Source organism: Amycolatopsis sp. WAC 04169 (assembly GCF_003947535.1).
Taxonomy (GTDB): Bacteria; Actinomycetota; Actinomycetes; order Mycobacteriales; family Pseudonocardiaceae; genus Amycolatopsis; species Amycolatopsis keratiniphila.
The window spans coordinates 218548-232372 of sequence record NZ_QHJI01000005.1; the positions used below are offsets into that span (position 1 = coordinate 218548).

Annotated in this window: 15 protein-coding genes and 1 tRNA gene; 6 read left to right on the forward strand and 10 right to left on the reverse strand. The window is 68.4% G+C overall.

Annotated elements, in window-relative coordinates:
* Positions 1–67: 67 nt before the first annotated feature.
* From DMC61_RS13745 to DMC61_RS13755, 3 genes are all read left to right on the forward strand, one after another.
* Complete coding sequence (locus DMC61_RS13745) at positions 68–2230, forward strand: phospholipase A2 (RefSeq protein ID WP_125689611.1); 2163 nt, start codon at positions 68–70, stop codon at positions 2228–2230.
* Positions 2231–2608: 378 nt separating this feature from the next.
* Positions 2609–4015 carry an LCP family protein gene (locus DMC61_RS13750; RefSeq protein ID WP_016336751.1) on the forward strand — a complete coding sequence of 469 codons (1407 nt, stop codon included), beginning with the start codon at positions 2609–2611 and terminating at the stop codon, positions 4013–4015.
* Positions 4016–4251: 236 nt separating this feature from the next.
* Positions 4252–4722 carry a helix-turn-helix domain-containing protein gene (locus tag DMC61_RS13755; RefSeq protein WP_125689613.1) on the forward strand — a complete coding sequence of 157 codons (471 nt, stop codon included), beginning with the start codon at positions 4252–4254 and terminating at the stop codon, positions 4720–4722.
* Positions 4723–4790: 68 nt separating this feature from the next.
* Here DMC61_RS13755 and DMC61_RS13760 read toward each other — a convergent pair whose 3' ends face one another.
* Positions 4791–6251, reverse strand: coding sequence for an NAD(P)/FAD-dependent oxidoreductase (locus DMC61_RS13760; RefSeq protein WP_125689614.1), 1461 nt, complete (start codon positions 6249–6251; stop codon positions 4791–4793).
* 121 nt (positions 6252–6372) lie between these two features.
* Between DMC61_RS13760 and DMC61_RS13765 the strand changes: the two genes are divergently transcribed.
* Positions 6373–6930 carry a TetR/AcrR family transcriptional regulator gene (locus DMC61_RS13765; protein ID WP_199750002.1) on the forward strand — a complete coding sequence of 186 codons (558 nt, stop codon included), beginning with the start codon at positions 6373–6375 and terminating at the stop codon, positions 6928–6930.
* Positions 6931–7163: 233 nt separating this feature from the next.
* The gene (locus tag DMC61_RS13770; RefSeq protein ID WP_199749982.1) at positions 7164–7574 is read left to right on the forward strand and encodes a hypothetical protein; all 411 of its coding nucleotides are present in this window, start codon (positions 7164–7166) and stop codon (positions 7572–7574) included.
* 3 nt (positions 7575–7577) lie between these two features.
* Here DMC61_RS13770 and DMC61_RS13775 read toward each other — a convergent pair whose 3' ends face one another.
* A complete protein-coding gene (locus tag DMC61_RS13775) occupies positions 7578–7799 on the reverse strand; it encodes a DUF3618 domain-containing protein (protein ID WP_005165704.1) in 222 nt (73 codons plus the stop codon).
* Between the two features lie 125 nt (positions 7800–7924).
* Between DMC61_RS13775 and DMC61_RS13780 the strand changes: the two genes are divergently transcribed.
* Positions 7925–7998 (forward strand) — tRNA-Leu (locus DMC61_RS13780).
* Between the two features lie 157 nt (positions 7999–8155).
* On the opposite strand, the gene DMC61_RS13785 is transcribed toward DMC61_RS13780, so the two are convergent.
* The 8 genes from DMC61_RS13785 to DMC61_RS13820 form a co-directional block, all read right to left on the reverse strand.
* The gene (locus DMC61_RS13785) at positions 8156–8428 is read right to left on the reverse strand and encodes a hypothetical protein (protein WP_125689616.1); all 273 of its coding nucleotides are present in this window, start codon (positions 8426–8428) and stop codon (positions 8156–8158) included.
* 402 nt (positions 8429–8830) lie between these two features.
* On the reverse strand, positions 8831–9187 hold the full coding sequence (locus DMC61_RS13790; protein ID WP_125689617.1) for a hypothetical protein: 357 nt from the start codon (positions 9185–9187) through the stop codon (positions 8831–8833).
* A 43-nt stretch (positions 9188–9230) separates the two neighbouring features.
* Positions 9231–9833, reverse strand: coding sequence for a nucleotidyltransferase domain-containing protein (locus DMC61_RS13795; protein WP_125689618.1), 603 nt, complete (start codon positions 9831–9833; stop codon positions 9231–9233).
* Between the two features lie 140 nt (positions 9834–9973).
* Positions 9974–10573: a dihydrofolate reductase family protein gene (locus DMC61_RS13800; protein ID WP_125689619.1), complete on the reverse strand. Its 600-nt coding sequence runs from the start codon at positions 10571–10573 to the stop codon at positions 9974–9976.
* Positions 10574–10578: 5 nt separating this feature from the next.
* Entirely contained in the window at positions 10579–11379 is an 801-nt protein-coding gene (locus DMC61_RS13805) for a metalloregulator ArsR/SmtB family transcription factor (protein WP_125689620.1), read from the reverse strand.
* A 33-nt stretch (positions 11380–11412) separates the two neighbouring features.
* Positions 11413–12420 carry a methyltransferase gene (locus DMC61_RS13810; protein WP_125689621.1) on the reverse strand — a complete coding sequence of 336 codons (1008 nt, stop codon included), beginning with the start codon at positions 12418–12420 and terminating at the stop codon, positions 11413–11415.
* Positions 12417–13004, reverse strand: a complete 588-nt coding sequence (locus tag DMC61_RS13815) for a short chain dehydrogenase (protein ID WP_125689622.1) — start codon at positions 13002–13004, stop codon at positions 12417–12419. Before DMC61_RS13815 ends, DMC61_RS13810 begins: the two co-directional genes overlap by 4 nt.
* A 14-nt stretch (positions 13005–13018) precedes the next feature.
* Positions 13019–13792, reverse strand: coding sequence for an aminotransferase class IV family protein (locus DMC61_RS13820; RefSeq protein ID WP_125689623.1), 774 nt, complete (start codon positions 13790–13792; stop codon positions 13019–13021).
* Positions 13793–13825: the final 33 nt, after the last annotated feature.

Below are 13825 nucleotides of genomic sequence, written 5' to 3' on the forward strand. Positions count from 1 at the left end.
ACCCGGTGGGTGAACCCGGGGGTTATCCGGATGTCGGCCCCGATCGGCGGATGGCACCCTTGACGCCATGCCAGCGACAGCCGACGCCGCCGCTCGTCCTGCCCGGATCCGGCGGCCATGGTCGACTTCGGGCTGGTTACTGCTGGTCACCGTGCTGGTGTTCGGTTTCGGTCTGATCGCGTCACGGCCTGCCTCGCCGCCGGACCAGGGGCCACCGACGGGTGATCTCCTCGCCGCGCAGAACGCGGTCGACGCGCTGGTGCGGCCGGGCCCGGTCGACAACGTGATCGCCGAACTGCCCGCCGATTTCACCGCGGTCAGCGGCATCACCCCGGGGGTGATGACGGCGCGGGACGGCACCGTGCGCGCCGTCCACACCGACGGCGGCTGCTCGGCACCCTGGGGCGACGACAACACCAAGTGGGACTACGCGGTCCCCTGCAAGGCCCACGACCTGGGCTACGACATCCTCCGCTACGCCGAGCGCAAGGGACATCCACTCGGACAGGAGGCCAGGGCCGCGCTCGACGACCGGCTCTCCGCCGACATGCACAACGCCTGCGTCCTCAACCCGATGGACTCACGCGGCACCTGCGACGTCGTCGCCTCCCTCTATACCGCCGGGCTGGTGCTCAACTCGTGGCATCAACGCTGGGGGCCGCCGGTCGGCGACCCCCTCGGCCCGATGATCGTCGGCGTGCTGGTGATCGGCGCGCTGCTGGTGTTCCGCCTCCGCGGCTGGGTCCGCAACCGCCGGGCCGCCGTCACGCTCCCGCGCGAACCGCGGCCGGTCGTCCCGGTCGGCCGATGGGCGTTACTCGGGGTCGCCGGAGTCGTGTTCATGGTGCTCGGCGAATCCGCCGTCGCGCTCGCGCACTGGGCGGGCGCGCCGGAGCGGTCGTTGTGGCCGTTCACCTGGCTCGCCCAGCTCTGTCCGCTCATCTTCTTCGCGGTCGGCCGGATCAACGAGGCGGGCTGGCGATCGATCCGCGCGAGCGGCGGCCGCTACCCCCAATACCTCGCCGACCGGGCGAGCCCGCTGCTGCGCCCGGCGCTGATCTTCGCCGTGGTCGCGCTGGTCGTCCCCCTCGCGCTGGAGGTGCTGGGGATCCCGACGGGCACGAACGCCACGGTCATGCGGATCGCGCTGCACCCGCTCTGGCTGCTCGGCGTCTTCCTGCTGACCGTCGTCCTCGCGCCGGCGCTGCTGACGCTGTATCACCGGACACGCGCCGTCTCCGTCGCCGGACTGCTGGCGCTGACCTTGGCGAGCGAGGCGGCCGCGCAGTGGTCGGGCTCCGCCATCCCTCGCTACGCGGAGACGTTGTTCCTCGCCCTGTTCGTCCAGCAGCTGGCGTTCGCCCACGCCGACGGTGCCCGCCTGTCGCGCGCCGCCCTCGTGGCGACGGCGTTCACCGGCGCCACTGGACTGGGCCTCACGGTCGCCGTCCGCGGCGAAGGACCGATGCTGCTCGGCGGCCCCGGCGCCCCGGCCGCGTTGTCGGGCCCGCCGTGGGGCGTGCTCCTGCTCGGCCTGGTGCAGCTCGCGCTCCTCGGCCTGCTCGCCCGGCCGCTGGCCCGGCTCGGCGAACGTCCGGCGGTCGCCGCGGCCGCGCGCCTCGTCCTGCGTGCCCCGATGAGCCTGTACCTCGGCTTCCTGTCCGCGATGCTGCTGCTCGTGGCGGTCGTCTACCTGCCGGGGCCGTTCGTGGACGGGCTCATATGGCTGGCCCGGCCGAGGGTCCTGCTCGCGATGGCCCTCCTCGCCGTACCCGCCGTGCTCGTCTTCTGGTGGTTCGAGCGGCATTCGGGGCCGCAGCAGCGGACGGTCGACGAGCCCGGCCTGCGCGCCATGGTGTTCTGCCGCGCGGCGGCGACGGTCGGGATGGCGTACGCGATGCTCGGCGTGTTCGGGTTCGCGCTGACCCGGTTCGGCGGCGCGTCCGCCGACGCCGACCTCCTCGGAATCCGGTTCGGCCCGGTCCAGAGCCTGGTCAACCTGCTGCTCGGGGTGTACCTGCTGCACACCGTGCGCAACGGCACGAGCCGGATGACCGGGACCTGGCTGGTCTGCGCGATCGCGTGCGCGCCGCCCCTGATGACCGCCCTCGAAGGCGAGCGGGTGAGCGCCGCCTCCGTCGCGCTGCCGGTGGCGACGATCGTCGTCGCGATGCTCGCGGCGGCCGCCACGCTGGTCCCCGCCCGCGCGGCCCGGCGTGTCCTTCCCTGAACCACACGGCGCTGACCAGGCGATTTCCGTACCCTGGAGAGGAAACCGGTGGTGCGTGCCACATCTTCGGGGGGATGTGTAATCCTGCGACAACCCGCAACAGGCACCATGCGTCCCTTGAAGAGACCGTCGAACCGGTAACGAACAGAAGGAGCAGACCGCGTGGAGTACCCGCCTCGGAATGGGCATGGGGATCGACGTCCCGCCCGGCCTAGGCAGGACGCGCCCGGACGCGTTCCTTCCCGCCCGGCCCCGCCTCGTGGTGCCCGCCCGGTGCCCGCCCGCCAGCCCGCGGGCCAGCCGCCGCGGCGCCCGGCCTCGCGACGACGGTCTTTCCGCGGTCCCAAGATCGCCCTCGGCCTCGTCTCACTGCTGGTGATGGGCCTGACCGGGTACGCGTGGGCCGCGATGGACGGCCTGACCTTCGCGAACGTCGGCATCGGCGCGGACGAAGGCGAGAAGCCCGCCGACGGCGCCCGCGACATCCTGCTCGTCGGCCTCGACAGCCGCACGGACGCGCAGGGCAACCCGCTGTCGAAGGAAGTGCTGGCCCAGCTGCGCGCGGGGCAGGCCGACGGTGAGCTGAACACCGACTCGCTGATCTTCGTGCACATCCCGAACGACGGCTCCAAGGCCGTCGCGATCTCGCTCCCGCGCGACTCCTACGTCGACATCCCCGGTGGCTTCGGCAAGCACAAGATCAACTCCGCTTACGCCCGCGCGATGCTCGACGAGCGCAAGAAGCTGCAGGAAGACGGCGTCTCCGACCCGAAGGAACTCGACCAGAAGGCCAACGAGGCCGGCGCGAAGACGCTGATCAAGACGGTCGAGCAGCTGACCGGCTCGACCATCGACAACTACGCCGCCATCAACCTGCTGGGCTTCAGCGAGATCACGCAGGCCATCGGCGGGGTCGACGTCTGCCTCAACGACGACGTGAACGACCAGTTCTCCGGCGCGAAGTTCACCAAGGGCCCGCACACCATCTCCGGGGTCGAGGCGCTCGGCTTCGTCCGGCAGCGGCACGGGCTGCCGCGCGGCGACCTCGACCGGGTCGTCCGGCAGCAGGTGTTCATGGCCGGGATGGCGCGGAAAGTGCTCTCGGCGGGCACGCTCGCGAACCCCGGCAAGCTCAACGACCTGATCACGGCCATCAAGAAGTCGGTCGTGCTCAACCAGAACTGGGACGTCTTCGGGTTCGCGCAGCAGATGAAGAGCCTGACCGGCGGCCAGCTCGAGTTCCGGACGATCCCGATCGTCAACATCGAGTACAAGACCCCGAACGACGGCGTCGCCATCCAGGTCGACCCGAAACAGGTCAAGAGCTTCGTCCAGGGGCTCGCCGGCCCGCAGCCCGGCGAACAGCAGCAGGCGCCGCCCGCCGAGTCGCCGAACAAGGCGACCACGGTCGACGTCCGCAACTCCACGAACCGGGACGGGCTGGCCTCGTCGGTGCTGAAGCAGCTCGTCGACAAGGGCTTCACCGCGGGCGACACGGCCACCGCGAGCGCGCGCAAGAAGACGGTGGTCTGGGTCGCCAAGGGCGAGAAGGCGGCGGGCCAGGCGGTCGCCGACGCACTCGGTGGCAACCCGACCGTCCAAGAGGACAAGAGTGTCGAGGCCGGGCACGTGACGGTGTTCCTCGGCTCGGACTTCAAGGCGCCGAGCGGCGCCGAGGGCTCCGGTTCCTCGCAGAACGCCGCCGGTTCGTCGGCCGCGGCGCCGCCGCCCGAGCAGTCCGACCAGAAGCCGATCACCGCCGAAGGCGTGCCCTGCGTCAACTGACGCGGCGCCGCTCGTCCTGGCGAGGCTCAAGGTGTTGCGAAAGCCACCGAAACGGCCCCTCCACCCGCCGTTCGTTCACCCATTCGGCCCAGCGAGCCAAAATCGATAGGAAAACCACCCCCGAAACCGCGTAAGAGCGGCGCCCCTGCCGACTTTCATACACGTGAGCGCGCTCGTCCCGGGTTTTGTCACATGGGGCGGGCGGTGGAGAAGGTTGGCAAGGCAGGGGATGGGGAGTGCTGATCGACGCTGAGAGCTATCAGCGGATACTCGGAGACGAGCTCCGCAAGCTCCGCCGTAAACGTGGCTGGACACGCAAGGAACTGAACCAGCATCTGCAGAGCGAGATCTCGCTCCAGACGCTGGCCACCTACGAGCTGGGCACCCGCCACTGTTCCGTGGTGCGGCTGGTCGAACTGTGCGTCGCGATGGACGAGCTGCCACAGGATCTGCTGGCCAAGGTGCATCGCCGGGTGTTCGTGGACGAACCGGGCCGGGTGCGGATCGACCTGCGCCTGGTGATCAAGGACGACCAGGAGGAACTGCTCCCCCTGCGACGGTGGGCGGACGACCGGCTCAAGAGATCGAGTGACAACGGCTCGGCCGAGGTCCATCTCGATTTCGCGGCGCTGGAACGGATGGCCGAGCTCTGCGGCATCCCCACCGTCGATCTCATCGGAAGGCTTCGCCGGCTCAACCCCTCATGAGCGCGGCATTCCCCGGTCCGTGAAGGCCATGCCCCCCATCTTGGCTTTCACGGACCCTCCCTCTTTCCTCAGCCGAGGAGTTCGTAGTCCTCGCGGCGCACCTTGCGGGTGTCGAGCCAGTACCGCCAGGTGAAACCCGGCCAGATCGTGCGGTTGACGCCCTTCGCGTCTAGGTACCAGCTCTTGCAGCCGCCCTGGGTCCAGATGCCCTTGGCGAGTTTGCGCTGGATTTCGCCGTTGAAGCGCTCCTGCGCCTCCGGCCGCGGGTCGAGCGCCTTGCCGCGCGCGAGCCGCAGCGCCTGCGCGACGTACGAGATCTGCGCTTCGATCATGAAGACCACGGAGTTGTGCCCCAGCCCCGTGTTCGGGCCGAGCAGGAAGAACAGGTTCGGGAACCCGGACACGGTGATGCCCTGATAGGTCCGCATCCCCTCGGTCGCCCACTCCTTGCCGAGGTTGCGCCCGTCGCGGCCGATGATCTCCAGATCGTCGAAGGCGTCGGTGACGTGGAAGCCGGTGCCGTAGATGATCGCGTCGACCTCGTGCTCGACGCCGGCGCCGTCGACGACGCTGTGCTCGCGGACCTCCTTCACGCCGTCGGTGACGACGTCGACGTTGTCCCGCGCGAGCGCCGGGTAGTAGTCGTTGGAGACCAGGACCCGCTTGCAGCCCATGGTGTAGTCCGGCGTCAGCTTCCGGCGAAGCTCGGGATCCTTGACGCTCTTGAAGATGTTGCGCTTCGCGATGCGCTGGCCGATCTTCATGACCCACGGCTGCCCGTTGAAGCCGATCGCGCGGGCTTCGAGCCCCCAGTAGAGAACGTCGCGGAAGGCGCGCTGCAGCAGCGGCACCGAGCTGAACGTCTTCCGGAGCGCTTCGGGCATCTCGCGGTCCGGCTTCGGCATGATCCACGGCGGCGTCCGCTGGAAGAGCGTCAGCTCGGCGACGTCCTTCGCGATCTGGGGCACGAACTGGATCGCGCTCGCGCCGGTGCCGACCACGGCGACCCGCTTGCCCGTGAGGTCGTAGTCGTGCTCCCACTGCGCCGAGTGGAACGCGCGGCCCTTGAAACGCTCGATACCGGGCAGCTTCGGGATCTGCGGCAGGTGCAGCGCGCCGACCCCGGCGACCAGCGCGGGCGCGACGAACTCGTCGCCCGTCTTCGACGCGACGTGCCAGCGGTTCTCGTCGGCGTCCCAGCGGGCACCGGTCATCTCCTGGCCGAAGCGGATGAAGCGGTGCAGGTCGTACTTCGCGGCGACGTCACGCATGTACTGCCAGATCTCGGGCTGCGGCGAGTACGCGCGGGACCAGCCCGGGTTCTGCTCGAACGAGAACGAGTACATGTGCGAGGGGATGTCGCAGGCGCAGCCGGGGTAGGTGTTGTCGCGCCAGGTGCCGCCCACGTCGTCGGCCTTCTCCAGGATGACGAAGTCCTCGCGGCCCTCTTTCCGCAGCTGAATGGCCATGCCCAGGCCGGAGAAGCCGGTTCCGACGATGACGACACCGGTCTCGGTGCGGTTGCCCATGACCCGACCTCTCGTTCGAATTACCTGTTACCGGGAGTTCACCTTACTCGAAGTAGGTTACCTTCGGTAGAGTGTTGTGGTGACGACGGCGAAGCGCAAACGCATGCCACGAGCAGAGCGGATGCGGCAGATGATCGAAATCGCTGAGGAAGTTTTCGCCGATCGCGGCTACAGCGCGGCGTCGATGGACGACATCGCGGAACGCGTCGGGGTCTCCAAGCCGATGCTCTACGAGTACTTCAACTCGAAAGAGGGGCTCCTGCTCGCCTGCATCCAGCAGTCGCGGGCGGCCCTGCGCGAGGTCACCGAACGGGCGACCGTCGGCGCGACGTCCGCCGAGGACGCGCTGCGGCGCGGGCTGCTCGCCTTCTTCGTCTTCATCCGGGAACAGCGGCAGGCCTGGTCACTGCTCCGCCACGAGATGGCATTGATCGGGACCGGCGCCGCGGACGAGATCGAGCAGACCCGCCGCCAGCAGACCGACCTGATCGCCGCGCTGATGAGCGACCACCTCGACCAGGCCGACGACCTCCGCGTCGAGGCGTCCGCGGAGTTCGTGGTCGGGGCGTGCGAACGGCTCGCGATCTGGTGCGAACGGCATGAGGACGTCAGCCCCGAAACGGCGACCGGATACGCGATGGACATCCTCTGGTCGGGCCTGTCGGCGAGGGCCCGCTGAAACGACTGTGAAGATGCTCGTGCATTAGGCCATTCGGTCGTCACTCAGAGCACATTGCCGCCAGTGTCTTGTGACACAGAGTTGTCCTACTGTATCGATGACACTGTAGAAAGTCTGATGGACAGTCGCGACCACCCTCAGGAGGGGGCGCCACCACCCGAAAGTGGCGTCATGACGGCGGCGTGACGAAGTCCATTGAGTGACGCATGCTCGCGAGGAGAGGGGTGAGGCGGATGACCGAACCGATCACCGCGTCGTACGTCCAAGAGGACGACGACTGGAAGGTCACGGTCAGCGGCTCCGGCAAGGAACTGACCGGTCGCGCGCCGGGCATCATCGCGGCACGGGACCGGGCCGACCAGCTGGTCGAGAAACTGTCCCCGCCGGAACATTCGACGGTGGTGCACCTGCTGAACGGCAGTGCACTCGAGTTCACCGCCGCCTACATGACGGCGAGGCTGACTCTCCCGGAGATCGAGCCGCTCGAGGTTCCCCCGCCGTCGAACGGCAAGGCCAAGGAGAAGACCGGCGGCAAGCCCCCGGTGCCCCAGGGCAAGGAGCTCCCGAAGGCCGTCGACGAGGCGAAGTCCAAGGAGAAGTCCGAGCCGGCCAAGACACCCGCCAAGGCGGCCCAGACCTCCTGAGACCTACTTCAGGAGTTTGCGGATCAGCAGGACGCCGATCAGCACAGCCCCGCCGATGAGCGGGTACTTCACCTTGGGCTCGTCCAGCTTCGCGCGCAGACCGGTCTTCGCGGAATCCACGAGCTTCGCGGGGTTCGCCTTCGTGCCCAGCTGGTCGAGCGTGGCCACCAGTGCGTTCCTGGCCTGCTCGATCTCACGCTCGATGGTCTCGGGATCGCGAGCCACGTGTCCTCCTCGCCGCGACGGACTTGCTGGTAGCCCACGTTAGAGGACGCCACCCCGCGCCGTGGCATCGGCCACGCCGAGAAACGCCGAACGTGTCGCACGCTACGATTTCAGGGCAGTACTGGGGGCCCGTAGCCCAATTGGCAGAGGCACACGGTTTAGGTCCGTGCCAGTGAGAGTTCGAGTCTCTCCGGGCCCACCCTGCACGCCTGACCTACGGCGGCGCGCTCCGCTTGGAGCCGCCCCGCAGGGCACGTGCCACAGATATGCCACACCCGAACACGAAGAAGCCCCCGGCAGGTAGCGGACCCGCCGATCGCACTTCATCCCGCGACCGTGCCGAAGTTGACCATGTACTACTTCTTCACCAAGACGAACGTCCATCGGTGCGAGTGAGACACGGTATCCGTGTTGTGTACGCGGCCGACGAATCGAAGTACTTCGTCATTGCCCGGCGTGATAGTGGCGGTTTGGAGTCTCACCGTGTCGTCCAGCGAGGTCACGCCCCAGCTCACCAGGTCCCACTCGGGATCGGGATAGAAGTCGTACTCGTCCAACTCCCCCGCGGGGACGGTGCGCGTTCCGGAGTTCACTCCCCGGAACTCGAGGATGCTGCGAATCTCAGGCATGGGTCACGCTCCTGCCCAGTTAGCGGTGATGCCCCAGCCGGACAGTTCAATGGATCCCGGTCCAGCTCTCGCCGGTAGTGGCGCCGGGATGGTCCGGTTCCTCTCAGGTTCCGGTTGGTGAGGCTGGCGATGTTCACCGTCTGCTCGACCGCCATGTTGACGTTGTCGAGAGTGAGGTCGTTGCCAGCTCTGGTCGCCGTTACGCAGCCGCCGAACACCTTCGCCCCCGACTCGGCAACGAGACACCCGGCATATCCGGCCGCAGTGCCGGTCCCGGACCGTCATTGGGGCTGAGGGTTGACAACCTCGGCGACGGCAAATTCGACACGGCAAGGGGGCTCACGTACGGAGTGAGAGTTCGAGTCTCTCCGTACGCCACCAAGCTGGTCGAGACGCGTGGCCTCAGCGTGCGGTGGCCACCCGGCGAGCTTCTTCGACCAGCGTCTGAGCCGCCCGGCCCGCACGCTTGAACTCATCCACCGTGGCCGGAGTGTGGCTGTAACCCGCCTTGGTCTTCAGCTTGAGCAGAGTTCTCAAGTGCTTCGCGATTTCCTTGTCGGCCCGAGAAAGCAAGCTGATCGCTTCGTCGTGGTTCTCGCCCTGTGCGTGTTCGCCCAACCTGGCACAGCAGATGACGTCAGACGCCGCGATGCTGGCGTGAACACACAAGGTCACGTACGCGTCGGCGATGTCCTCGTGCTCGTCGGCAAGTTCGCGAATCATGTCCGCCGCCTCGTTGAATTGGGTCGCCTTGTGCATACGACCTCGTTGGACGCTCGCGTCGCATCTTCTGATCCGCACGTCAGCCTTTTCTCTTTCGCAGACGCCCGGTCAGCCACGCCCGACTCCCGGCCACAGTCAGTCCGTCTCGTGCCACATCGTGCAGAACAGCCTCGTCGTACGCGTGGCTGACGAGTTCGGCTTCGGTGAACTCCAGAGGCCGCGTGTCGTTACCGGTCCAGCGGGTCACCTCGACCGCCAGCTCATCGACCTGCGTTTCCCAACGGTCGTCATCCGCGTCATCTGGCCGGATCAGCAGCAGATCAAGGTCGCTGTCCTCCGTCATCTCGCCACGTGCCACCGAGCCGAAGACCGCGGCGTACACCGGTGGGACCTGCCAGGACTCCAGCCGATCTTCGATGCGTTCCAGGAGCGTCTTCTGAATCCGGGCGAGCCCGATGATGTATTCCGCCGCGAGATGGTCGCGGTTGAGCCGGTACGCGAAGGCGTTGCCGACTCGGTCGGCCTCAACGACACCCTGCTTCGTCAGGCGCCGCAGCACTTTGCGGATGCCCTCCTCCGAATGCCGGGCCAGCAGGCGATGCAACTGCCCGGTCGTGAAGATGCCGTCATGGCCTGCGAGGACGGCGAGCACATCGCCGTCGACGGTGGGGGTGACCGTCATCAACGGCCTGCTCAAGTCCACTTGCCTGTCTCCCAGACAACTATAGTACCGGAACACCAACTATAGTACACATACCTGTCTTATAGTGGACTCCTGGCGAGCTCGCCTGCGATACATGAAGGCGACGACCTCCCGGCGGATCAGCGCACCCGGTCGTAGACCAGCGCCATCTCGCCCAGCTCTCCGACCTCCTGATAAGCCAGCGACCACTTCGACGCGGGCAGGCCGTCGGCGAACAGCCGCCGTCCGCCGCCGGTGATCTCCGGGCAGATCATCAGGTACAGCCGGTCGATCAGGTCGTCCGCGAGCAGGGCCTTGATGACGCTGGCGCTGCTGTTGACCAGGATGTCGCCTTCCCCGTTCGCCTTGAGGTCGGCGATGACCTCGCCGGCCGGGGCGTTCACGACGCGGGCGCGATCCCAGGGCGCTTCGGTCAAAGTCGTCGAGAAGACCACCTTTTCGGCGTCCATCAGCCATTTCGCGTAGGCGCGGTCGCGGGGGTCGGCGTTCTCGTCGGCGGCGATGGTCGGCCAGAAGCCCAGGAAGCCCTCGGCGTTCAGCCTGCCGAGCACCGCGGTGGTCGCCGTCTCGTGGATACGGGCGAGGTGGGCACGGGCGACGTCGGTGGTGGCGTACGAGACGATCGCGCCCAGGTCGCCAGGGCCGCCGGGGCCGCTGTAGTGGCCGTCGAGGGTGAGGCTGATGTTGGCGGTGACGCGGCGGGCGGTGTGGTTCGTCATGTCGTTCAGTCCTTTTCCTGAGTCAGCGTGGTCGCGAGGTTGTCGAGCACCTGGCCCCACCCGGTTTCGATACCGGCGATGAAGGGGACGGCCTCGACGGTGGTTTCGGTGATGCGCAGATCGAGCTGGAGCCGGGTCCCGCCCGGCGCCTCGGTGAACTTCAGGTCGTAGTGACCGGTGAAGAAGGTGCCGCCCTCGGCGGTCAGCACCGAGAGGTCGAATTCGAGGTGTCCGGGTTCGGCCGCGGCGCGGACCTTCCCCGCGGACCGGTAGCGCCCTTCGGCGTCCCGGTAGTCGAGCACGGCCCGGCCGCCGGCCCACGGCTCGATGACGCAGTCGGTGACGGTCATCGAGGGCGGCGCCCACCAGGACGCGAGCAGCGCGGGCTCGGTCCAGTGCCGCCAGACTTCGCCCCGAGGCGCGGTGAGCAGACGGTCGAACGAGAACGCCCGTCCGTCCGCCCACCGGTCCTGCTTCGCGACCTCGGTATCGGCACCGATCGCGGCCTGATAGCGCGTGAGGACGTCTCGTTCGCCCGCGTTCGCCTCGATGGTCGTGATCAGCGTCCGCAGCCGTCCTTCGAGGTCCTTCATCGGACCCGCTTCGACCGCGTAGACGCGACGCTGCCCGAGCGGGAACACCGTCACGAGCCCGGCGCGGGCGAGGGTCTGCAGGTGCTTGGTGGTCTGCGGTTGCCGCAGGCCGGTCAGCTCGGCGAGCTCACCGACGGACCGGGGCCGCTCGGCGAGAAGTTCGACGAGGCGCCACCTCGCTCCGTCTCCCAGTGCTGCTGCGATCTGCTCCATGCCGAGAAGTATTCACTTGGCAGAATATTCTTGTCAAGGAATATCTTCGCGATGGAACTCCAGCAGGCTGCGCTGCTCGGTCAGCGTGGTGACCGAGTCGAAGACCAGGCCGTGCGCGGCGGCGAGTTCGCGGAGCTCGTCGAGACGCCGCTCGCGGCCGCCGTAGAGCACGAGCATGACCAGGTCCCACTCGGTCTGGGCCCCGAGTCCGCCGACCGCCTCGATGACGAGGACCCGGCTTCCGGCACCGGCCGCCTCGGCACATCGGGCCAGGATGCGATGAGCGTGCTCGTCGTCCCAGTCATGGAGGATGTCGGACAGCAGATAGGCATCGGCCCCGGCCGGGAGCGGGTCGAAGAAGCTCCCCGCGCTCACCTCGACCCGGTCTCCGAGCCCCTGCTCGCGCAGTTCCGCTTCGGCGGCGGCCGCGGTGGGCGCGAGATCGACGAGGTGACCACGCATCGACGGGTTGGCCTTCAGGATCGCGGCGAGCAGGCTGCCGTGACCGCCGCCGACGTCGACGAGCGTGCCGAAGCGGGACCAGTCGAACCCGGTGACGAACCGCGGCACCTGCGTCAGATACCGCTGGGTCATCTGCCGGTCGAACGTCTCCCGGAGATGGGGGTTCTCGGCGAGATCGGCCCAGAAGTCCTTGCCGTAGCGGCGAACGTAGCCCGGCTCGCCGGTGGCGATGCTGTGCGCGAGCTCGACGAACGCCAGTTCGCCCCGCCCGCCGGCGGCGTTGATGTCCAGGAGTCCGGCGAGGCCGTTTCCCGCGTCGGCCCGGAGTTTCGCGCCGTACTCGGTGGTGCGGTAGCCGGTCGACGTCCGTTCGAGGACGCCGAGCGTGGTCAAATGCCCTAGCAGCAGATCGAGCGCGAGCGGGGATTGGCCGAGTTCCGCCGCCAGGTCGCCGGCGGCCGCGCCGTCACCGGACAACCGGTCCGGCAGCCCCAGTGTCACCGCGACGCGCAGCGCCATCGGCGTCGCGAGCCCGGCCAGCCGGAGGAATTCCTGTCTGTCCTTGTCATGGGTGGTCACGGGGTCAACGTCCGTCCGGTGAGGTCCGCGTTCTCGACGCTCTCGACGTAGCTGCGCGCGACGTCGGCCGCCGGGGTGCCGCCTTCCGGTTCACCGAGTGCCGCGAGCGTTTCGCGCACCCAGCCGGGGCTGACGGCGTTGACGCGGAGCCCGCGAGGCAGTTCGCGGGCCGCCGCGGCGACGAAGGCTTCGAGACCGGCGTTGGTCAGGACACTGAAAGCACTGCCGCGCAACGTTTCCGGGATCCGGCCCGCGGTCAGCGTGACCGATCCGCCGTCCGGCAGATGCGGGATCGCGTGCCGCAGCAGGAACACCTGCCCGAGCAGTTTCCCTTGCAGGCCCTGCGTGAACTCTTCGTCGCTGCCGCCGTCGACCGGGACCAGCGAGCCGCTCCCCGCGCAACACACGACATGCTCGATACCCGGCTCGGCGGCGAAGAGCGCGTCGAGCGTGGCGGGCTGCTCGACGTCCACTCCGACCTCGCCGGAGCGGGACGCGGCGAGCACCGTGTGCCCGCGCGCGGTGAGGGCCGACGAGACCGCGGCCCCGATCGTCCCGGTGGCACCGACCACGAGGATCTTCATCGATTTCTTCCCTTTCAAGGTCGCACGAGAGGTTCTGTTTCGTAGGCCCGGTGCAGCGTCTCGACGAACGACGGCGCCTCCGGCAGCGGCGCCGGGCCGATCCGGCGCACCGCTATCCCCGGCGTCCACGAGTTCATGACCACCGCGCCGCCGAGCCCCGGCAGGTCCGCGCGGGTGACCTCCTGGACCCGTTGCGGCACACCGAGCCCCTCCAGACGCCGCTGGACGATGCCCATCGTCGTTCCCCGCAGCAGAGCGGCTTCCGGCCACACCACCGTATCGCCATCGGAGAAGGCGAGGTTCCAGATCGTCGCCTCGCTCAACCTGCCCTGACGGTCGGCGAACGCCGCGTCGTCGAACCCTTCGGCGACGGCCTGCCGTCGGAAGTACGTCTTCGCCGTCTCGCCCGTTTGCTTGATGGCGGGGAGGAAGCGTTCGTGCTCGACGGCGGTCAGCGCCAGCGGCCCGGCCGGACCCGAAGCCGGGGGCCGGGTGCGCACCAGGACTTCGAGATCACCCGGCAGGTGGATCGTGACGGTGAGGGAGACGTCGGCGGGCCCCGACTTCAGCGCCTCGCGCACGTACGAGCGGATCCGATCATCCGGCAGGGCGTCGCCGAACAGTTCCAGCGAGGCGGTCCGGAGCCGGTCCAGGTGCAGGTCGAGACCGCGGACCCGGCCGTCACGCACCTGCATGGCCGTGAAGTGCGCGAAGCCGGCGAAGGCGAGTGGCGCCAGGTCTTCGGCGGTCGCCGTCCGGCCGTTCCGTTGCGCGACATAGGGACTCATGCCCGCACCGTAAACCGGTTGCGACCGCGGTGC